The following is a 21140-nucleotide window of genomic DNA, read 5'->3' as shown; positions in this document are numbered from 1 at the left end:
GCTTAAATTTAAAAAAAGCTCGACCTCATCTTAAGGTCGAGCTTTTTATTTCATCAATACCAAGCTGGGCAAGGTGACTTAATGCACGACGGGTGGCACCCCATCAAATACAAACTGATCGTTTTGCCAATCCACAGGCACGACGTCATTTTCACCAAACTTCCCTTCGAGTATCAACTTAGCCACCGGATTCTCTATATGTTGTTGTATCGCGCGCTTTAACGGACGCGCACCAAACAACGGATCGAAACCCACGGCTGCTAATTCGTTCAATGCCGCTTCACTCACTTCTAAATGCATATCGCGATCTCGTAAGCGCTCGGCCAAACGTTCAAGTTGAATTTTGGCAATTGCCTGAATTTGCTCAGCCCCTAATGCATGGAATACCACGACTTCGTCAATACGGTTCAAAAACTCAGGACGGAAGGCAAGTTTCACCTCTTCCCAGACCACTTGTTTGACCGTCTCGTAAGGCTCATCACTCATTTCCTGAATATGATGCGCCCCCAAGTTAGACGTCATAATCACTACCGTATTTCGAAAATCAACAGTGCGTCCCTGACCATCCGTCAAGCGCCCATCATCTAACACCTGAAGCAGCACGTTGAATACATCAGGATGCGCTTTTTCTACCTCATCCAGCAAAATCACACTGTAGGGTTTGCGTCTAACCGCTTCCGTTAAATACCCTCCCTGCTCGTAACCCACGTAACCAGGAGGCGCACCGATCAAACGCGCAACCGAGTGTTTCTCCATAAACTCTGACATATCAATACGAATCAGATGCTCTTCAGAGTCGAATAAGAAGCTAGCTAAGGCTTTGGTTAGCTCAGTCTTACCCACACCTGTAGGCCCTAAGAACAAGAAGGAACCGTAAGGCCTAGAAGGGTCGGACAGCCCAGCTCGCGAGCGACGTATCGCATCAGAAACCAACGTAACGGCTTCAGACTGCCCCACCACTCGGCGTGTTAGGTGGTTCTCCATCTGCAGCAGTTTCTCGCGTTCACCCTGCATCATGCGTGAGACCGGAATGCCGGTGGCACGAGACACCACCTCAGCGATCTCTTCAGCGCCCACCTCTGTGCGCAGCAGCTTAGGTTTATCTTCAGCCACATGTGTCTTACTGTCTTCCGCTGTTTGCAAACGTCCCTCTAGCGCTGGAAGACGCCCGTACTGTAGCTCGGCTAACTTATCAAACTGCCCTTTACGTTGCAGCTCGGCCATCTCGGCCCGTAGCTGATCAATTTCTTCTTTAATCGACTGCGTACCTTGCACAGCTGCTTTCTCAGCCTTCCAGACCTCTTCGTAATCGTTATATTCACGCTCAAGGCGAAGTAATTCATCTTCGATCACCTGTAAACGTCGTTGCGAAGCATCATCACTTTCTTTACGTACCGCTTCACGTTCAATCTTTAACTGAATCATCCGACGATCCAATTTATCCATGACCTCAGGCTTAGAGTCGATCTCCATTCGTATACGGGCCGCCGCCTCATCGATAAGATCGATCGCTTTATCGGGCAAGAACCTATCGGTAATATAACGATTCGACAACTCTGCCGCCGCCACGATAGCTGGGTCGGTAATAGCGACGCCATGGTGCAACTCATAACGCTCTTGCAAGCCTCGTAAGATCGCAATTGTGGATTCTATATCCGGCTCATTGACCTGAACTTTCTGAAACCGACGTTCAAGCGCGGCATCCTTCTCGATGTACTGGCGATACTCGTCCAGCGTTGTCGCACCAATACAGTGCAGCTCTCCGCGCGCTAGCGCAGGTTTGAGCATATTGCCAGCATCCATCGCCCCTTCCGCTTTACCTGCACCGACGACAGTATGGATTTCATCAATGAATAAAATCGTACGACCTGCATCATGCGAAAGCTCTTTTAAGACTGCCTTTAAGCGCTCTTCAAATTCGCCACGGTATTTTGCACCTGCTAACAACGCGGCTAAATCCAGCACCAAAACTCGCTTACCTTTCAAGTTCTCAGGTACTTCATTATTAACAATGCGCTGTGCTAAACCTTCCACAATAGCCGTTTTACCTACGCCTGGTTCGCCAATTAGCACTGGGTTATTCTTGGTCCTACGTTGCAATATTTGTATTGAGCGGCGAATTTCATCGTCCCTACCGATGACAGGATCCAATTTACCCAAACGCGCGCGCTCAGTAAGGTCGGTCGTGTACTTCGCTAGCGCTTCACGGTTAGCATCGCCTTCAGCATCATTAATTGAGCTTCCACCACGAACAGCATCAATCGCAGCAACTAAGGAGGCCTCTTGTAATCCAGCCTCTCGTAACAGACGTCCGGTTTGACCTTTGTCTCGACTTAGCACGAGTAGAAAAAGCTCACTAGCGATGTAAGTGTCGCCACGAGAGGTGGCTTCTTTTTCGCAGTGAGCCAAGGCCACCTGCAGTTCGCGGCTAATTTGAAAGTTACTTTCACTTCCTTGAACTTGCGGAAGCCCTTCAAGCGCCATTTTAAGGCTAGTTTGCAATCGAGGAACCGCGACCCCGGCGCGCGCTAGAAGGCTGCCCACACCGGAATCAGCATCCGCCAGCAACGCCGACAACACGTGTATAGGCTCTAAGTAAGGATGGTTATGTTGTAACGCTAAGCTTTGCGCATCGGCTAGCGCTTGCTGAAACTTGGTCGTTAATTTATCGATTCGCATATCTGGCATACCTACACAGTAAAGGCACGGATGCCGAAGCCTAAATGCTAAGAGCCGCGCCGGTAATAACTAAGAATTAACTTATAGATGAAGCCAATTTTATGAAATTCAAGCTAACCATCACTTGGCGCACCGCACGCACCCCGCTGTCAGCGTAATTACCCCTACTTTCTTCGATAACGACACAAGCCAAAGCATTCCATCGTCCCCAAGTCAAAGGATTACATTTCATTACGCAAAAACGTAACGAAAAGCGATACATAAAATCGTTATAAATCAAGGGTTACTGCGTAAAGGTATTAATAACAATAGGGGTAACAAAGAAATTAAGGGGTTCTTTAGGTACTTTCTCTAATCTATAGCTACAATTACCTTTGATCTATCTCAAAGCAACGATGCTTAATATGTTGGAGCAAACTTTGTCTATTCAAAAACGTTACGCCATCCCTGAAGATGCTATGCGGTGTTCGACATGTATGTTAAGCGACATCTGCTTGCCATTCGGCATGTCCAGTAACGACCGCGCTAAGCTTGACGACCTCGTCCAAGAGCGCGTGCGCGTAGCCAAAGGACAGGCCTTATTTCACCTTGAAGATGAGGTTAATGCCATTTATGCCTTACGTTCTGGGTGTATAAAAACCCAACTAGAAGATGCGGGAGGACAAGTCCAGATTACGGGCTTTATGCTGCCTGGTGAACTGATAGGCATGGACGGGCTGCTGCACAACAAGCACGTCTCCAATGCGATTGCTCTTGAAGACAGTGAGCTCTGTATTATGCGTCTGGAAGACCTAGACCGTATATCAAGCCAACTACCACAGTTGCAGCAACAACTGCGACGCCTGATGAGCAAAGAAATCAATCGCTCGCATCATCTGATTATGAATTTAGGCACGCTGCGCTCTGAGCAAAAGCTTGCCGCATTCTTGGTTAACTTGTCGCAACGATTGGGTGTATTGGGCTATTCGCCCTACGAATTTGTATTAAGAATGAGTCGCGAGGAAATTGGTAATTTTCTAGGCCTTACCTTAGAAACAATTAGCCGATTATTTTCTCGGTTCTCTCGCGAAGGCTTATTACGCATCCAACAACGCAATGTGCTGCTATTAGATCTAAACGCATTGCAAGAGCTCGCCGGCACTGACTGTGCCTAATGCCAAGGCGCTATGCATCATAGCAATTGCTTACTTAGTAAGCTCGGCGCCTTCGGTTGATTCGTATGGGTGAGATCAAGTAGCTAAAACCACTTGTTAACGCTAGCATTCCCCAAAAAAAGAAAAAGCTAAGCGCGTAAACCAATTGCCGACTGGTTGGTTGTATGCCATAGACGACGATATCCATCGGGTCTATCAGCGCAAACACAATGCCACTTGTTACACCAGCCATTAAAAATGAAGGCCACAATATCCACATCCAGGCTTGCCTGCTCATAAAAATCTCCTTAAGTAAGATCTTTAGCATCTTTACAGCCTATCAGAGAGAAGTGGCAGTCAGGCTTATGAGTCGGTTGAGGCGTCTGACTGCTCAACTTCAACAACAGCAGGTTTTGATACTACCAAACCCTGTTTTACTCCGCCATCTCTAATTACACCGTCTTGATTCTGGAAAGCCAGTGTAATAGTAATAATACACCCAACAACAGCAAGGAATGGACCGGCCATTAAAATCCAAGGCCATGGCTCTTTATACCAAGGTCTGTCATCCATATCTGTTTTAGCGGCTGTTGCCATATTTTTCCTTTAGTGTTTACACCGACTGTCGAAAAGAAAATTAACGCGGTATATAGAAGCGAGACTGTTCGGTGATGGATTCTGCCGAACCGCTAGCATCGGTTTCAACAACAGTACGTGCCGTTATTTCCACATCGTGCATCCCTTCCGCCAACCCCAAATCAATAGGTACCTGTACGTGAACCGGAATCAGCTCGTTGGATGCTGCAGGAACCATTACCACCGTGTTCCCCTCTTGATTGGTTGTGCTGATCGTAATACCAGGAATACCACCTGCTGATAACTCAACCGAAATCGGCTGTTCAGAGGTGTTCATCAGCTGCAATCGGTAAATGTTCTCAATGTACCCTCCGGGTATCTCTCTACCTAATACCCCTCGGTCACGAATGACATCCATGCGTAAGGTTTGACGGGTAACAAGCGAAAAGATGAACACACCGGTAATGACGAGCAAAATGGCGACATAAATCAAAACACGGGGTCTGAACATCTTTTGACGTACATCCGACTGAGTCAGTCGCTCAGTAATCGCTCGCCCAGAGGTATAGCGGATAAGCCCCTTATCGTAATTCATTTTGTCCATGACTTGATCACAGACGTCTACACAGGCCCCACAACCAATACACATGTACTGCAAGCCGTCGCGAATATCGATCCCTGTGGGACACACCTGCACACAGAGACTGCAATTAACACAGTCGCCCATTCCCGCTTCTTTATGATCGATACGGCGTGAACGCCCGCCTCGCGGTTCGCCGCGAATATGATCGTAACTGACAACAAAGGTGTCATCATCGACCATGACACTTTGGAAGCGAGCGTAAGGACACATGTACTTACAGACGGCTTCCCGTAAAAACCCAGCATTACCCCACGTGGCGATGGAATAAAACACCAGCCAGAACCATTGCCAAGGACCCAAGCTAAACGCCAACAACGCAGTACCTAAGTCACGGATCGGCGCAAAATATCCAATAAAGGTAAAACCCGTCCAGAAAGCAATGGCCAACCAAATGGCGTGCTTTGTTGCTTTAAGACGTAATTTCTTAGCGCTCCAAGGGGCCTCGTCAAGACGGATACGAGCTAAGCGATCGCCTTCGACCTTGTGCTCGACCCACATAAAAATCTGTGTATAGACCGTTTGAGGACAGGCATAGCCACAAAACAGTCGTCCCGCCAATGCGGTAAATAAAAATAGGGAGAACGCTGACAAAATCAGCAAAACCGCAAGATAAATAATATCTTGCGGCCACATCACCATACCGAACAGGTAAAACTTACGAGCACCCAGATCAAAAAGAACCGCCTGCCTATCGTTCCATTGCAGCCAAGGTAAGCCGTAAAAAATGATCTGTGTGAAATACACCATAATGATGCGCCACCGAGCATATATCCCCGTGACAGCACGGGGGTATATTTTGCTACGCACATCTGAGATGGCTTTTTCAACTTGAGGTGACGCTCCCCCAGCAGCTTTTGGTCGTGCTACAGGACGCCACTCTGGCACCTTCTCGTCTTCACGACCATTGTCTACGTTATCGGGAGCGTCGCTGCTCATAATGAACCTCTCAAGTTAATCTTTAACACTTAATGCCATGCACACCGTTAATTGTGTGCATCGTTACTTAAACCCCAAACCCAACCGGCTAACAAACGAATTTGCTCATCCGTTAAACGGTTCTTTTGTGCAGGCATTTCGTTATCACGACCTTTTAAAATGCCTTCAACAATTACGGCATGGGAACTACCATACAACCATGAGCCATCGGTAAGATCAGGAGCACCAAGTAACGTATTGCCCTTAGCCTCTGCGCCGTGGCAAGCCACACACGTACTATCAAAGCTACGCTTACCCGCCACGACTCGAATCGGATCGTGTGCAAGGTTATTCAGAGAGCGAACATAATGTGCAATATCGGAAGCCTCAGCTGGCGTCACCGCCTGAGGAGGCATGATGCCCCGACGACCTTCAGCAATGGTGTGAAGAATTTGTTCAGGTTCTCCGCCCCATAACCATGAGGAATCAGTCAGGTTCGGAAAGCTTGGGCTACCTTGTGCATCCGATCCGTGACATTGAGCGCAGTTATTCAAGAACAAGCGCTGGCCGATACTCATGGCTTCGTCATCCGCAGCGATAGCAGGAATAGGCATTTCGCGGAACCGCTCGTAGATCGGTGCTAAACGCTCGTTAACCTGTTGCTGCTGCTGTTGAACTTGTTTGGCTGCAGTAAAGCCGAACATGCCCTTATAGCTTCCTAGTCCGGGGTAAAGGAGAAGGTAACCGAAAGCGAACACACACAGAGCAATGTACATAATGGTCCACCAGCGTGGCACCGTGGTATTCAGTTCGGTAATGTCACCGTCCCAGACATGAGCGCTCTCTTCGTCTTCTTTGGTCGGACTGAGCCATGAACGTTGTGTCCATAATAGCCAGACACAAAACACGATCCCACCAATTGCAATAACGGAAACATAAATGCTCCAACCGCTATTGAAAAAATCACTCATTTGAGCCTCCAGCTTTATTGACTACGTCGGCTTCATCTGGCAATGCAAATGGAAGCGATGCTGCATCTTCATTGGCTTGCACACGTCCTTTAGACCAAGCCCACATAACGATGCCAAAGAATGTCAGCATTCCTACAATGGTGACGAAACCATTTAGATACGCCATGATCAATACCCTCCTTCAGCAACTGCACGCTCTGCGGCAGCACGACCTTGAAGCCCTAAACCTTGAAGATAGGCAATTAACGCATCTTCTTCAGTTTTACCGACCAACTGCTCAGGCGCTGCTTCGATTTGCTCATCGGTGTAAGGAACACCAATGGAACGCAACGCTTGCATACGACGCTGGACGTTAGCCCCTTCTACTGTTGCGTGCTGTAACCACGGGTAGGCCGGCATATTCGAAGCTGGCTCTGTATCACGCGGATTACGCAAGTGAATACGGTGCCAGTTGTCGGTATAGACGCCACCAACGCGAGCCAAATCAGGGCCCGTACGCTTAGAACCCCAAAGGAAGGGATGCTCGTACACACCCTCTCCGGCTAAGGAGTAAGGGCCATAGCGCTGAACCTCGGATTGCAGCATACGAATCTGCTGCGAGTGACAGCCCACGCAGCCTTCACGAATATAGATATCGCGACCGACAAGACGTAAGGGCTCGTAGGGTGTCACGCCTTCAACTGGCTCAGTTGTGGAGTGCTGAAAAAACAGCGGCACAATCTGAGCCAAGCCGGCAAACGAAATGACAAGAATACTTAGCACAATCAACAATCCAACGTTGCGTTCGATCGTAGCGTGCGTAAAACCTTTTTTCTGCTGAGACATTATTCGTTAGCTCCTTACTCTGTAACGACAGCGGGGCCAACGTTTGCTGGGTCAATCGCGTCAGGGTTTGTTAAAGGAACGACTGGATTCACACGAGGCTTGCCCCATACGGTTAGGAAGGTATTCCAACCCATGATGATGACACCAACGAGGAACATAAACCCACCGAGAGCACGAATCATGTAGAACGGATAGGTAGCTTTAACGCCTTCGACAAAGCTGTAAGTCAGCATGCCATCGGGCGATGTAGCGCGCCACATCAGACCTTGCATCACGCCTGCAATCCACATCGCGGCGATGTACAAAACCACGCCTAAGGTTGCTAGCCAGAAATGCAGCTCTACCAATTTTGGACGTGCCATTTGAGCCTGACCGTACAAACGTGGAATCATGTAATACAACGAACCGAAAGTGATCATTGCAACCCAGCCCAACGCGCCGGAGTGAACATGACCAATCGTCCAGTCAGTGTAGTGAGAGAGCGAGTTCACGGTACGAATCGCCATCATCGACCCTTCAAAGGTAGACATACCGTAGAAGGAGAGTGAGGTGACTAAGAACTTCAGAATAGGATCCGTACGAAGCTTATGCCATGCACCTGACAGGGTCATAATTCCGTTGATCATGCCGCCCCATGAGGGAGCCAACAAAATCAGCGAGAACGCCATACCCAGTGACTGAGTCCAGTCGGGTAGCGAGGTATAGAGCAAATGGTGAGGACCTGCCCACATGTAAGTAAACGCCAACGCCCAAAAGTGAACAATGGAGAGACGGTAAGAATAGACGGGACGGTTTGCTTGCTTAGGCACAAAGTAATACATCATGCCCAAGAAGGATGTGGTCAGGAAGAAACCAACCGCATTATGCCCGTACCACCATTGCACCATGGCATCCTGTACGCCAGCGTACACCGAGTACGATTTCCACAAACTGACAGGAACTTCAATATTGTTGAAAATATGAAGCACCGCAATCGTGGTAATAAAGGCACCGTAAAACCAGTTAGCGACATATATATGGCGTACACGACGTTTTACTAGCGTGCCAAAAAACACCACGGCATAAGAAACCCATACCAAAGCAATCAGTATGTCTAAAGGCCATTCGAGTTCGGCATACTCTTTCGTTGTAGTGAAACCTAATGGAAGCGTGATCACTGCGCCAACCATTGCTAGCTGCCAACCCCAGAAGGTAAACGAGGCCAGTTTATCGCTAAACAGCCGTACTTGAGAGGTGCGCTGCACAACGTAGTAGGACGTTGCAAATAACGCGCTACCACCAAAAGCGAAAATAACAGCATTGGTATGCAATGGCCGTAAACGACCAAATGAAAACCAAGGTGTCTCAAAATTTAGTTCCGGCCAGATTAGCTGCAAGGCGATCAGAACACCGACCCCCATGCCCACAACTCCCCACACTACCGTCATTATGGCAAACTGCCTAATAACCCCGTAGTTGAAGACTTCGGCCTGTTTTCCGACTACATCGGAAGTGCCCATTTGCTTCCCCTATACTAACGTTAAATACAAAGTATGTGCTTTAAGCATGATTACCCATGCTTGGCCTTTGCACTTTGACCTGCGTCAAGACGCACTCACCCTAAAACAACAACGTAATCCGAGCTTCTCTATTGCCTAAGCAATACTACGGAAGCGCGAACAACGCTTTTTCTTAGTGTTTTTTGATTTCCAACTTGCTACTTGTCTCGTCATCATCAAGTAAGACGGACTCGCCAGCCGCAGTGGAGTTATCGAACTGTTCTGAAAAAATCGCCCACCAAAATGCCACACCCATTAGGATTACAAAAAACAATGAGATAGGAATAAGGAGGAACAGAGATTCAAGCACGATATACCTTAAGCTGTCGCTTCAATAGCATCCATTGATGACGCCTGCACCCTACGGCGGAAAACACGCCAAGAGTTTAGCGCTACCAACATTGATGAAAGCAGCATAGATACCGCGGCAACCCAAGGAGACACTAGCCCTACTGCAGCCAAAGGCGTCATTAATAGATGCCATGCAATAGAGCCATACAAATTTTGCTTAGCGACTCGTTCGGTTTGTTTGCTTAGTGCGGTAATTTCAAAATCATTATTCGTAGGATTTGCGGTGAGGCCAGCTTGCGCTGCAGCAACGGCGGTAGGTACCGACATTGACATAGCACAGGGACAACTCATCACAAAAAGTGCCACCATTACCGCCACCGCATGATCCGGTTGGTAATAGTACCAAATTACGCCCAACACTAAAGCCAAACAGACCTGTATCAACACAAACCAAAACGCCAGAGTGTTTGATTTCGCTGAAATGGAAGCACGAAGGTCTTCAATACGCTGATAGGAACGGCCACGATGGATGGATTGACGGGCACACAGCTCGAAATAGCGAGCCGTTAGCAAAAAAGCTACAAACATTGTTACAGAGTCGAAGTAGACCTCTCCGTACCCTTTCAATGTGGAACTAACGCTAGGTAGGAAGGCAACAATAATGCCTAAGGCAACCGGAATATCCATACCGATTCTGCCTTGCTTCAAACTTTTGCTTGCGCCCTGCCAGATAGGATAAGCGCAATAGATCATGACCGGCACGGTTAGCAACAAGCCAGCCCAGTTCATTAAGTAGATGGCGTCATCTAGCATGGCTAGATTCTCTGGAGCCATGGATTCAGAACGCAAATAGCCTGGAAAGGCAAACATCATGACTTGCATCATGGCCAACCAAGCTAATCCAAGTCGAGCCAGCATATGTTTACGCTGCTGACGGTGTTCCTCGGGGAGGTCAGAAGGAATTGTGAAAATTGAATACGCGCGCATAGGGGTAAACTATAATACATTCAATTTAAAGCACAATTGATTTAGATCAATACCCGTTTTAAATTACGAGATCCCACTCTTTTCTGTCACCTTTATACATCATGTTTTATAAGGCTTGACGAACTGTTTACAGCCATAAATGTGGGATCCCGTTTATCAATAACGACGATGACTTAAGAAGTCGCTGTACTAAATTGTTCGGCCTCTGTAGAGCCCGACAATGCAGTGGTTGACGATTGCCCCCCTTCAATTACCTGCGTAACCGCATCGAAATATCCTGTACCCACTTCACGCTGATGGCGCACTGCGGTGAAGCCCCGGTCCGCAGCGGCGAACTCTTTCTCCTGCAGTTCAACAAAAGCGCTCATGTTGTGGCGTGCATATCCATGGGCGAGATCAAACATTCCATAGTTTAAGGCATGGAAACCTGCCAAGGTAATAAACTGAAATTTGTATCCCATCGCGCCTAACTCTCGTTGAAATTGCGCAATGGTCTGGTCATCAAGATTCTTCTTCCAATTGAACGACGGAGAGCAGTTATAAGCGAGCATTTTGTCGGGAAACTGACGCCTAATCGCTTCGGCGAACTGCTTTGCGTACGCTAAGTTAGGCGTTGACGTTTCGCACCAAATCAAATCGGCATAAGGTGCGTAGGCAAGCCCTCTGGAAATTGCTTGATCGATACCCGCGCGAGTGCGATAAAACCCTTCTACCGTGCGCTCGCCAGTAATGAAAGGATGATCATTTTCATCGATGTCACTGGTAATTAGATCAGCGGCATCCGCGTCAGTACGAGCCAATAATACCGTTGGTACATTCAATACATCAGAAGCCAAGCGCGCTGCACACAACTTAGCGATTGCTTCACGTGTAGGAACCAGAACCTTACCTCCTAAGTGCCCACACTTTTTCACCGAGGCAAGTTGGTCTTCAAAATGCACGCCACTTGCACCAGCTACGATCATCGCTTTCATTAACTCAAAAGCATTCAATACACCCCCAAAGCCCGCCTCTGCATCGGCCACGATGGGAGCAAAGTAATCAATAAAGCCGTCATCCTCAGGATTCATTCCTTCAGACCACTGTATTTGGTCGCAACGGATTAACGAATTATTAATACGGCGCACCACTTGAGGAACCGAATTGATCGGATATAAGGATTGGTCAGGATACATCTCACCCGCCCCATTCGCATCCCCGGCCACTTGCCATCCCGACAGGTAGATGGCCTTCAAACCTGCTTTAACTTGCTGCATCGCTTGATTGCCGGTCAATGCGCCCAATGAGTTAACGAAGGGTTCATCATGCAAAAGTGTCCACAGTTTTTCCGCCCCCCGGCGCGCCAGCGTATGCTCTTCAATGACTGAGCCCCGCAGTTGCACCACGGCCTCAGCACTGTAGTTGCGCTTAACCCCTTTCCAGCGTGCGTCCTCTGCCCAGCTTTCTTGTAAACGGCGTATTTCTGCTTCACGATAACTCATCACGAACTCCTAATAAAAAGTACTTAGATTGATGAGTATTAGTTTACGAGAACTACGCCACAAAAACACACTTATATCTTATATAAGACTATTAATTTAATGTAATTAAATCAACTAATTACAAAACAGTTTTCGAGATACGAAAAACAAAACCTAATTATGAAAACAAGTTTACCGCAACGCAACATGCCCTTTTTATAATATGAAAGCGTCTATCCACCATATGAGATAATGTCACCATTATTAAGCCTACCTCTATCCATGAGTCCACTGTCATGACGAAGCAAACTTTAGATCAATCGCCCTTGGGGCAACCGGTTCAATACCCCACTGCTTACGACCCCTCTCTATTATTTACGATTGAACGCGCACCCAACCGCAGCAGTTTGACGATACCTACCGTTTGGTTTGGTCAGGATGTTTGGACGGCTTACGAAGTATCGTGGTTAAACGCCAAAGGCAAACCCATCGTCATGATCGGCGAATTTGTCATTCCTTGGGATAGCCCATTGTTAATCGAGTCTAAGTCGTTAAAGCTTTATCTCAACTCGTTTAATGAAGTGCGTTTCGGCAGTATCAAAGAAGTGCAGCATTTGCTTGAGGCCGACCTCAGTGCCGCTGCACAAGCGCCCGTAGAAGTACGACTTTATGGCTTAACCCCTTACGATGGGCCAATGATGAACCCATTAGAAGGTGAAAATATTGATCTGTTAGATGTGGAAATTTCGCATTATGCGCCAGAGCCAACGCTTCTGCATTGCGAAACAAACGGCGCCACCGTTTACGAAACCCTAACCTCAGACCTATTAAAGTCGAATTGTCCGCAAACGGGTCAACCGGATTGGGGCTCCGTACAAATTACATACAGTGGCAAAAAAATCGCTGCTGAAAGTTTGCTCGCTTACATCGTATCGTTTAGACAGCACACCGAGTTTCACGAGCATTGCGTAGAGCGTATATTTAGCGACATTATGCAACGCTGCGCACCAGACTCATTGATGGTTCAAGCGCGTTACACACGTAGAGGCGGTTTGGATATTAATCCGTGGCGCAGTAGCCATAAAGTAAGCTTGCCATCACAGCGCACCCCAAGGCAGTAATACGCGTTACCTGTGTTATTTATGCTGCGCTACGAGAACGGTTGGCTTGCGCAGCCACCCAGACTGCCATCACAGCGGAAATACTAAACGCGACGGCCGCCCCCACCCAGGGGCCTCGCGTTAAACCTGCATCCAACATTGCGCCGAATAGCAAGGGTGCAAACGATGAACCCACATCCATCCCAGAGTAAACCAAGCCATACACCGTACCTGTAGCACCTTTAGGCGTCACTCGACGTATCAACATATCTCGAGATGGAGACGCCACTCCTGAACAAAAGCCAGCAAGCCCCACCGCCACAACAGCATAATGTGGTGGCAATAACCCCGAGGCTAACAGCACCAACATTAGCCCAGCAGCAATCAGCGATACGAACACAATACGTTCCGTTTTCGCCGTAGCGCCCACTAAAAACCCTCCCGCTATCATTCCTAGGGCTGCAGCCACCATGTATCCCGACAAGGCGGAGCCCGCTAAAACACGGCTAACCCCATACACATCACCCAACATAGGGATCGTATAGTTTTGCACGGATGATAACGCCACAGAACTGGCGGCAAAAAACAAAAAAGCGCCCCACAACGCTGGTTGTGACCCCAACGTAATCAAGGTTTGCCCAATACTTTGTTGCGATAGATCACTTTTACTAGAGGAATGGTTAATCGCGGGTTCGTCGTCACTTACCGCTTCCTTAGCGCTTGCCTTACCCGATAATAAATGGCGCCCTAGAATGGTTAATAGCAGCACAATCGCGATCAGAGCGGATGCAGAAAATGCCGCAATGCGCCAGGATGAGGCCAATGCTATTCCCGTTATGAATAGCGGGGTAAGCGCCCAGCCCAAATTCCCAGTAAGTCCATGCACACTGAACGCATGGCCTAAGCGAGAAGGACTGACTCGATGATTAATAATCGAATAATCAACCGGATGAAAAACGGAATTACCAATACCACCGATGACCGCCGCCAATAACAGCATTCCGTAACCATCGGACAAGCCGATCAGCGCACCTGATGCGATAAAACATGAAAGCCCGAAGTACAGAACCGGGGTTGGACCAATCCGATCAACGATAAAACCCGAGCTGGCCTGCCCTATTCCAGAGACCACAAAAAACGCTGTTGCTAACCCACCTAAGCGCACGAAGTCATAGCCAAACTCTTGCGCTAAAAACACATACAGAGTGGGGATAACCAGCTGAAAAAAATGCGAGCAAGAGTGAGCCGTTCCGATTAAGGCAATGATCCGCCAATCGCGTCGCTTGCGTTCGATGCTGTCCGCATTAATCTCTAACGCTGTAAGGCTCATATCACGTCTTTTTTAATATCTCTGGCCACGCTTTTTTCAGGTAGTAGCACATGGACCACACAGTTAATATGGCAGCAATAATAATGAGGCCTTTTCCAATTAGCCCTACCGATACGCCCATATAGTCTTGCCAAAAAAGCAGACACGGAATAGCTACCATTTGAGCAGCCGTTTTAAACTTCCCTAACCAACTGACTGCAACGCTTGAACTGGCACCGATTTTAGCCATCCATTCGCGAAGTGCCGAAATTGTGATTTCACGTCCAATAATAATAAACGCAATGACCGCATCAACCCGCCCCAAGTCAACAAGTACCAATAACGCGGCACACACCATTAACTTATCCGCGACAGGATCTAAAAAGGCCCCGAAAGCCGAGGTTTGCCTCCAGCGCCGAGCTAGCCAGCCATCAAACCAATCGGTTAGTGCCGCCGCCACAAATGCAAAACACGCCACCGTGTCGCGCAGGGGCACACTCATCCAGCTTTCGGGCAAATAAAAGAGCCCAAGCACCAAAGGGATCATAATGATCCGCAACCAAGTAAGCGCAATAGGAAGATTAAAAGGCATAATTAATGAATAACTTTGGAAGGCTGAATCTAGCGTAAAGCATAGTAGATGCGTTCGGCCAGCGCTGCGGAAATACCTTCCACAGATTGCAGATCATCAATACTGGCATCTACCACCCCTGAAAAACCGCCAAAACGTGCCAATAAGCGCTGGCGACGTTTAGCACCTACTCCGTCAATGTCCTCTAATCGTGACACATTCCGCGACTTTGCGCGACGTGCCCGCATTCCAGTAATCGCAAACCGATGCGCCTCGTCACGCACTTCTGCAATAAGCATGAGTGCAGGCGACTCTACCCCTAAGTTTAGGCTTGGCCGATTATCAGCAAAAATCAAGGTTTCTAAACCCACTTTACGCGCATCGCCTTTCGCCACGCCAACCAGCACTCGTGTATCAAGACCTAATTCGGTAAACACTTGTTTCGCCGTCGATATTTGACCTTTACCGCCATCGATTAACACCACGTCAGGCAGACTTCCCACTCCTTCGGCCACACGCGAAAATCGACGCGTTAATACCTGCCGCATCGCTGCATAATCATCACCCGGTGTGATACCCACAATGTTGTAACGGCGATATTGTGCGGTCTGCATTTCATGATGCCTATACACCACACATGACGCTTGCGTAGCCTCTCCTGCCGTGTGGCTGATATCAAAGCACTCGATGGTTATCGCATCGATGGCGTTTTCATCCGTATCCAACTCTAAAATTTGCGCTAAATCAGCCGTTCGTGCTGCACGCGTTACTGACTCGCTTAATACGCGAGCCAGAGCCAGCTCGGCGTTTTTAGTGGCCTGTTCTAACCAAGCCTTACGTACACCTTGCGGACGGGTGATTACTCGGACATCAACACCTGTCTGTGCCTTAAGCATATCAAGCACATTCTTATCATTCGGCCGATGCGAACACACTAAAATCGGAGGCAAAGGTCGCTCGATATAATGTTGACTGAGAAATGCCGCCAACACCTCGGCTTCGGCGTCGCCTTGAGCTTGGGTAGGAAAAAACGCACGATCACCGAGGTGACGCCCTCCCCGCACCATGGCCAGATTCACACAGGTTTTCCCTCCTGCCGCCACGACAGTAATGACATCCACATCATCGGTACCCGTATGTTCCATCGTTTGCTGTTGAAGCACGGTAGACAGCGCTTTCATCTGATCGCGTAATACAGCAGCCAACTCAAAATCCAATTGCTGGGATGCGTCAAGCATGCGCGCCTCGATTTCCCCTAGCACGTCACTGGCGTGACCATCTAAGAACCGCACCGCTCTTTTGACATCTGCTTGATACGCTTCGGGAGAAATCAAATCCACGCACGGAGCAGAACACCGCTCAATTTGGTGCAGCAAGCAGGGGCGCGTACGATGGGCGTACACACTGTCTTCACAGGTACGCAATTTAAAAACTCGCTGCAAAATCTGTATGGTTTCGCGTACTGCCCAAGCGTTGGGGTAAGGACCAAAAAACTGTCCTCCAGCCCCTGTACTGCCACGATAGTACGCAATACGCGGAACCACATGCGCACTAATACGCAAGTACGGATACGACTTGTCATCGCGAAACAAGATGTTGTAGCGGGGCCTTAAACGCTTTATGAGATTATTCTCAAGCAATAAGGCTTCGGCCTCGCTAGGCGTAACCGTTACCTCGATTCGCTCAATCCTAGCCACCATATGCGCAATACGTGGACTGCTCAGATTTTTTTGGAAATACGAGCTAACGCGTTTCTTTAGATCCCGCGCTTTACCCACATAGAGCACCTCCCCTTGCGCATCAAGGTGACGATATACCCCAGGCAGGTTGGGAAGTTCAGCTAGAAAGGATTTGAGATTGAAGGTCTCGGGCATATTGATAATGCTCATCGTCTTGTAAAGCATCCCAACTTAATGCGGGCTCGGAAGGCATAAGACTACGTATGCGCTGCACTGACTCATCGCTTAAGGTGAACGATAAACGAGATAACAAGTCATCCGCCAGTTCTGGCTTATTACATACCAGCACCATATCGCAGCCAGCGGTTAACGCAGCTTGTGCACGGGCAAGAATATCTCCCGCTACGGTAGCCCCTTCCATGGTCAGGTCATCTGAGAAAATAACGCCGTCATAAGCCAAAGCACGGCGCAATACTCGTTGTAACCAATACTCTGAAAAGCCCGCTGGTTTCTCATCCACTTTAGGATAAATAACGTGGGCAGGCATCACACTATTAAGTGTCATCGAACCTAACCAGCCATAAGGTGCCGCATCCGCATCGAGGATCTCTTCTAAGCTGCGATTGTCGATAGGGATCTCATGATGCGAATCAGCTTCGACGGCACCGTGCCCTGGGAAATGCTTGCCACAACTCGCCATCCCCGCCTTTTGTAAGCCACGAACAAGCCCTGCTGCCAGCATCGAGACCGCCTTAGGGTTCTGATGAAATGAGCGATCACCTATGACTTTACTGACGCCCCAATCTAAATCAAGCACCGGAGTAAAGCTGAGGTCAACCCCGCACGCCCGAAGCTCAGCCGCCAGCACGTAACCGGTATCTGCCGCAACACTGGCTGCTTTGATCGCATCACGCTCCCACAATAACCCAAGTTTTTGCATCGAAGGCAGTGTGGTAAAACCATCGGTTTTAAAACGCTGAACCCGACCGCCTTCGTGATCAACAGCAATCAACAAAGGCTCGTTACGCGTCTGATGAATATCCGCGCAAAGTGCCGTCAATTGTTCACGGGACTGAAAGTTTCTGGCAAAGAGAATCACACCACCCACTAAGGGATGCTGCAAACGAATACGTTCAGCCTCGGTAAGGACAAAACCCTCAACGTCAACCATCACTGGTCCAGGCGACTGTAGTGCAGCGCTACTATTTTGAATCATTGTTATCAATACTCGTCATGGAAGTTGAAGGAAGGAGCGATTCTACAATAACAAAAGCCATCACTGTGTCAGACTCGTCTGTAAGGCTTACATGCGCCACGCCGAACCGTTGCTCATACCAGTCTCGTAACTCGCCCGCCAGCACCACTTGTGGTTTGCCACTGGGGGCATTCAGTATTTGCACCCTTGACCACGCCATGGGCATACGCATACCCAACCCTATCGCCTTGGAAAAAGCCTCTTTTGCTGCAAAGCGTGTCGCCAAATATCGCATGCCGCGCCGTGGATCTCGCCCATGACGCCGCTTAAACACGTGTTGCTCTTCGTGTCCCAAGATGCGCTTTACAAACCGCTCAGGGTGGCGCTGAAAAACGCCGGCCACCCGCGATACATAACTAATGTCAGTACCAATGCCTGCGATCGCCGGAGGCAGAGAAGATAGAGTCAAAATGGCTCCTACCTTTTTAATCGAATACGTTACGTGAAATGGCTATTACAACTTGATGAAATGCTCTCTGTAATGCTTAAGCTCATCAATTGACTCGTAGATATCAGCCAGTGCCTCATGCTTACTTTTCTTCACGAAACTCGATACCACTTCGGGCTTCCAACGCATGGCCATTTCTTTAAGCGTACTGACATCCAAATTACGATAGTGAAAAAACTCTTCTAAACGCGGCATATACTTGACCATAAACCGGCGATCTTGCCCTACTGTGTTTCCACATAACGGTGACTTACCCGACGGCACATGCTGCTTCAAGAATGCCAACACCTGCTCTTCAGCTTCGGCCTCTGTCACCGTTGAGGCTTTCACTTTTTCAATTAAGCCACTGCGCCCGTGAGTCCCTTTGTTCCAATTATCCATAGCGTCTAATAACGCATCGCTTTGGTGCACTACAATAACAGGCCCCTCTGCCACAAACGTTAAATCGGCCTCGGTCACAATAACGGCGATCTCAATGATTCGTTCTTTTTCGGGATCTAAGCCCGTCATCTCCATATCAAGCCATACTAAACGCTGCTGAATGTTCACTGCCATTTATAATCCTTAGTTGAAGTTACTTTCATTTTCGCATAAACCGTACGCCTATATGTTCACTCTTCTCTTTCTGCTGTTTTTACTCTCTGATCTTTGTATCCGTTTTTGGCTGGCTAAGCGCCAAATACGACATGTATTGCGGCATCGGGCAGCAGTGCCTCCAGAGTTTGCCGAGCGTATCAGCTTGCGTAGTCATCAGCGTGCGGCTGATTACACGGTGGCTCGTGTGCAACTTTCTAGTTATGAACGTATCTTCGACGCCGCCGTTCTCATCTGCTTAACGTTTTTAGGCGGGCTAAACGCACTAGACCTGTTTTTTGCACAGCATATTTCTCACGAAATTTTGCGCCAATTGCTGTTGGTCTTCAGCGTATTCACGATTTCAGGGCTGATCAACCTTCCCTTTAGTATCTGGCGCCGTTTTAAGTTAGAAGCTAAGTTTGGCTTTAACCGAATGACACCGGCTTTATTTATTCGCGACACACTGGTCGGAACGGCCGTCGCGGCAGTGCTTGGCGCTATATTTATCAGTACGGCGTTACTGCTGATGAGCACTATCCCAGTGCTTTGGCCGTGGTTTGTCTGGCTGTTCTGGGTTGCTTTTAACCTTGTTATTCTGTGGCTCTACCCCAGCGTCATTGCCCCGCTTTTTAATAAGTTCACCCCGTTAGACCGTCCCGCTTTGCAGTCACGAATTCAACAGCTCGCTTCACAGTGCGGTTTTGAATTGAACGGCTTATTTGTAATGGACGGCTCTAAACGTTCGGCCCATGCGAACGCCTACTTCACCGGTTTAGGTCGCCATAAACGTATTGTATTTTTCGATACGTTATTAAAGCAACTCAACGACGATGAAATCGAGGCAGTATTGGCGCACGAACTGGGTCATTTTAAGCATCGCCATATTATCAAACGCATGGTCATCAGTTTTAGTGCCGCGCTGGGCTTTCTGTTATTACTATCGTGGCTCAGCACAAAAACGTGGTTTTATACTGACTTAGGCGTTGACCCCTTGCTAGGACGACCCAACGACGGTCTCAGCCTTATCTTATTTTTCCTTTGCATCCCTGTTTTCACTTTTTGGCTGCGCCCCTTCGGTAGCTGGTTCTCTCGGCGCGATGAGTTTGAAGCCGACGCATACGCTGCCCAACAATGCCCTCCCGCTGCACTTCGGAGCGCCTTACTGAAACTCTACAACGATAATGCTGCCACGCTAACGCCAGATCCTCTACACTCTGCTTTTTACGATAGCCACCCACCCGCTCTCGCACGACTACGACACCTAAAAACTCATGAAATCTAATTCGCTTCAAGAAGCTACCGTTGTCGCCGCACACGGAAGACACTATTTCGTAGAGTTAAGCGATGCCAACGTGATTAAATGCTACACACGAGGCAAACGCACGGGCATTTGCGTGGGGGATGTCGTAGACATCAGTATGCAAGGTACAGACCAAGGGGCCATTGAACGTATCCACGAACGGCGTAACTTGCTGTACCGCTCGGACGAGATGCGCACCAAAATATTCGCTGCTAACATTGATCAATTGTTGATTGTTGTCGCCGCAGAGCCCCCATTTTCTGAGGACCTGACCGGACGCGCACTAGTCGCCGCTTGGACAGCTAATATCGAGCCACTTATCATCCTTAATAAGGCGGACTTACCCAGTGTCGAGTCAGCGCGTAAACGGTTGCAGGTACTCTCTCAGTTGGGCGTTGACATTATTGAGCTCAGTGCTCTGGATACCACGTCTACACGTGAACGATTACTACCCTATTTGCACGATAAAAGCACGTTGCTACTCGGTCAAAGCGCCATGGGCAAATCCACTCTTTTAAACGCGCTGGTGCCCGATGCCAATGCCTTAACCCAAGAGCACTCTCAAGCACTCGGGGCAGGACGTCACACCACCACCAGCACACGGCTTTATCACGTGCCCAACTCATCAGGGAAACTCATCGACTCGCCAGGTTTTCAAGCATTTGGGCTCTCCCACTTAACACCTTCAGATATTGTGCACGGCTTTCCTGAGTTTGCTGAGGCCATCGCGCATTGTCGTTTTTATAATTGCACGCATCGACATGAGCCGGGCTGTGGCGTGGTTAGCGCCTTAAATGCGGCACAGATACAACCTGAACGCTATGCGCTTTATCAACGACTGCTTAGCGAGTATGAGGCTAAAAGTCGCTATTAACTCAACCTGC

At 48.6% G+C, this 21140-nt stretch carries 21 protein-coding genes; 4 read left to right on the top strand and 17 right to left on the bottom strand.

The window, feature by feature from the left end; all coding sequences use genetic code 11:
• Positions 1 to 78: 78 nt before the first annotated feature.
• Positions 79 to 2679, bottom strand: a complete 2601-nt coding sequence (gene clpB, locus AC2UZI_RS06395) for an ATP-dependent chaperone ClpB (protein WP_486942976.1) — start codon at positions 2677 to 2679, stop codon at positions 79 to 81.
• Positions 2680 to 3104: 425 nt separating this feature from the next.
• Here clpB and fnr point away from each other — a divergent pair, with 425 nt between their 5' ends.
• On the top strand, positions 3105 to 3833 hold the full coding sequence (fnr, locus tag AC2UZI_RS06390) for a fumarate/nitrate reduction transcriptional regulator Fnr (protein ID WP_486943728.1): 729 nt from the start codon (positions 3105 to 3107) through the stop codon (positions 3831 to 3833).
• 34 nt (positions 3834 to 3867) lie between these two features.
• Here the strand turns inward: fnr and AC2UZI_RS06385 are convergent, their stop codons facing one another.
• The 10 genes from AC2UZI_RS06385 to aceA form a co-directional block, all read right to left on the bottom strand.
• On the bottom strand, positions 3868 to 4110 hold the full coding sequence (locus AC2UZI_RS06385) for a hypothetical protein (RefSeq protein ID WP_486942975.1): 243 nt from the start codon (positions 4108 to 4110) through the stop codon (positions 3868 to 3870).
• Between the two features lie 65 nt (positions 4111 to 4175).
• Positions 4176 to 4409 (bottom strand): FixH family protein, encoded by a 234-nt coding sequence (locus tag AC2UZI_RS06380; protein WP_486942974.1) that lies wholly within the window; start codon positions 4407 to 4409, stop codon positions 4176 to 4178.
• Positions 4410 to 4449: 40 nt separating this feature from the next.
• Complete coding sequence (gene ccoG, locus AC2UZI_RS06375; protein ID WP_486942973.1) at positions 4450 to 5967, bottom strand: cytochrome c oxidase accessory protein CcoG; 1518 nt, start codon at positions 5965 to 5967, stop codon at positions 4450 to 4452.
• A 47-nt stretch (positions 5968 to 6014) separates the two neighbouring features.
• A complete protein-coding gene (ccoP, locus tag AC2UZI_RS06370) occupies positions 6015 to 6917 on the bottom strand; it encodes a cytochrome-c oxidase, cbb3-type subunit III (protein WP_486942972.1) in 903 nt (300 codons plus the stop codon).
• Entirely contained in the window at positions 6910 to 7083 is a 174-nt protein-coding gene (locus AC2UZI_RS06365) for a cbb3-type cytochrome oxidase subunit 3 (protein ID WP_486942971.1), read from the bottom strand. The genes ccoP and AC2UZI_RS06365 overlap by 8 nt, the downstream gene beginning before the upstream one ends.
• 2 nt (positions 7084 to 7085) lie before the next feature.
• Entirely contained in the window at positions 7086 to 7742 is a 657-nt protein-coding gene (ccoO, locus tag AC2UZI_RS06360; protein WP_486942970.1) for a cytochrome-c oxidase, cbb3-type subunit II, read from the bottom strand.
• A 14-nt stretch (positions 7743 to 7756) separates the two neighbouring features.
• Positions 7757 to 9241: a cytochrome-c oxidase, cbb3-type subunit I gene (gene ccoN / locus AC2UZI_RS06355; protein WP_486942969.1), complete on the bottom strand. Its 1485-nt coding sequence runs from the start codon at positions 9239 to 9241 to the stop codon at positions 7757 to 7759.
• Between the two features lie 172 nt (positions 9242 to 9413).
• Positions 9414 to 9590 (bottom strand): cbb3-type cytochrome oxidase assembly protein CcoS, encoded by a 177-nt coding sequence (gene ccoS / locus AC2UZI_RS06350; RefSeq protein WP_486942968.1) that lies wholly within the window; start codon positions 9588 to 9590, stop codon positions 9414 to 9416.
• Positions 9591 to 9598: 8 nt separating this feature from the next.
• Entirely contained in the window at positions 9599 to 10558 is a 960-nt protein-coding gene (locus tag AC2UZI_RS06345) for a hypothetical protein (protein WP_486942967.1), read from the bottom strand.
• A gap of 173 nt (positions 10559 to 10731) precedes the next feature.
• The gene (gene aceA, locus AC2UZI_RS06340; RefSeq protein ID WP_486942966.1) at positions 10732 to 12039 is read right to left on the bottom strand and encodes an isocitrate lyase; all 1308 of its coding nucleotides are present in this window, start codon (positions 12037 to 12039) and stop codon (positions 10732 to 10734) included.
• A 275-nt stretch (positions 12040 to 12314) separates the two neighbouring features.
• On the opposite strand from aceA, the gene queF reads away from it, so the two are divergent.
• Entirely contained in the window at positions 12315 to 13139 is an 825-nt protein-coding gene (gene queF, locus AC2UZI_RS06335) for an NADPH-dependent 7-cyano-7-deazaguanine reductase QueF (RefSeq protein ID WP_486942965.1), read from the top strand.
• Positions 13140 to 13158: 19 nt separating this feature from the next.
• On the opposite strand, the gene AC2UZI_RS06330 is transcribed toward queF, so the two are convergent.
• The 6 genes from AC2UZI_RS06330 to orn are packed head-to-tail and all read right to left on the bottom strand — an operon-like array spanning position 13159 to position 18935.
• The gene (locus tag AC2UZI_RS06330; protein ID WP_486942964.1) at positions 13159 to 14448 is read right to left on the bottom strand and encodes an MFS transporter; all 1290 of its coding nucleotides are present in this window, start codon (positions 14446 to 14448) and stop codon (positions 13159 to 13161) included.
• Position 14449: 1 nt separating this feature from the next.
• A complete protein-coding gene (pgsA, locus tag AC2UZI_RS06325) occupies positions 14450 to 15019 on the bottom strand; it encodes a CDP-diacylglycerol--glycerol-3-phosphate 3-phosphatidyltransferase (RefSeq protein WP_486942963.1) in 570 nt (189 codons plus the stop codon).
• A 29-nt stretch (positions 15020 to 15048) separates the two neighbouring features.
• The gene (uvrC, locus tag AC2UZI_RS06320; RefSeq protein ID WP_486943727.1) at positions 15049 to 16872 is read right to left on the bottom strand and encodes an excinuclease ABC subunit UvrC; all 1824 of its coding nucleotides are present in this window, start codon (positions 16870 to 16872) and stop codon (positions 15049 to 15051) included.
• Entirely contained in the window at positions 16835 to 17893 is a 1059-nt protein-coding gene (gene nagZ / locus AC2UZI_RS06315) for a beta-N-acetylhexosaminidase (protein WP_486942962.1), read from the bottom strand. Before nagZ ends, uvrC begins: the two co-directional genes overlap by 38 nt.
• Positions 17880 to 18341 (bottom strand): holo-ACP synthase, encoded by a 462-nt coding sequence (gene acpS, locus AC2UZI_RS06310; protein WP_486942961.1) that lies wholly within the window; start codon positions 18339 to 18341, stop codon positions 17880 to 17882. The genes nagZ and acpS overlap by 14 nt, the downstream gene beginning before the upstream one ends.
• 45 nt (positions 18342 to 18386) lie before the next feature.
• On the bottom strand, positions 18387 to 18935 hold the full coding sequence (gene orn / locus AC2UZI_RS06305; RefSeq protein ID WP_486942960.1) for an oligoribonuclease: 549 nt from the start codon (positions 18933 to 18935) through the stop codon (positions 18387 to 18389).
• Between the two features lie 52 nt (positions 18936 to 18987).
• On the opposite strand from orn, the gene AC2UZI_RS06300 reads away from it, so the two are divergent.
• Positions 18988 to 20238 (top strand): M48 family metallopeptidase, encoded by a 1251-nt coding sequence (locus AC2UZI_RS06300; RefSeq protein WP_486942959.1) that lies wholly within the window; start codon positions 18988 to 18990, stop codon positions 20236 to 20238.
• Positions 20228 to 21130 carry a ribosome small subunit-dependent GTPase A gene (gene rsgA / locus AC2UZI_RS06295; RefSeq protein WP_486942958.1) on the top strand — a complete coding sequence of 301 codons (903 nt, stop codon included), beginning with the start codon at positions 20228 to 20230 and terminating at the stop codon, positions 21128 to 21130. Before AC2UZI_RS06300 ends, rsgA begins: the two co-directional genes overlap by 11 nt.
• Positions 21131 to 21140: the final 10 nt, after the last annotated feature.

It is taken from the genome of Paenalcaligenes sp. DL 463, from assembly GCF_057475185.1.
Note: the sequence above shows the minus strand (reverse complement) of the source record. Positions and strands in the feature narration are given on the sequence as shown.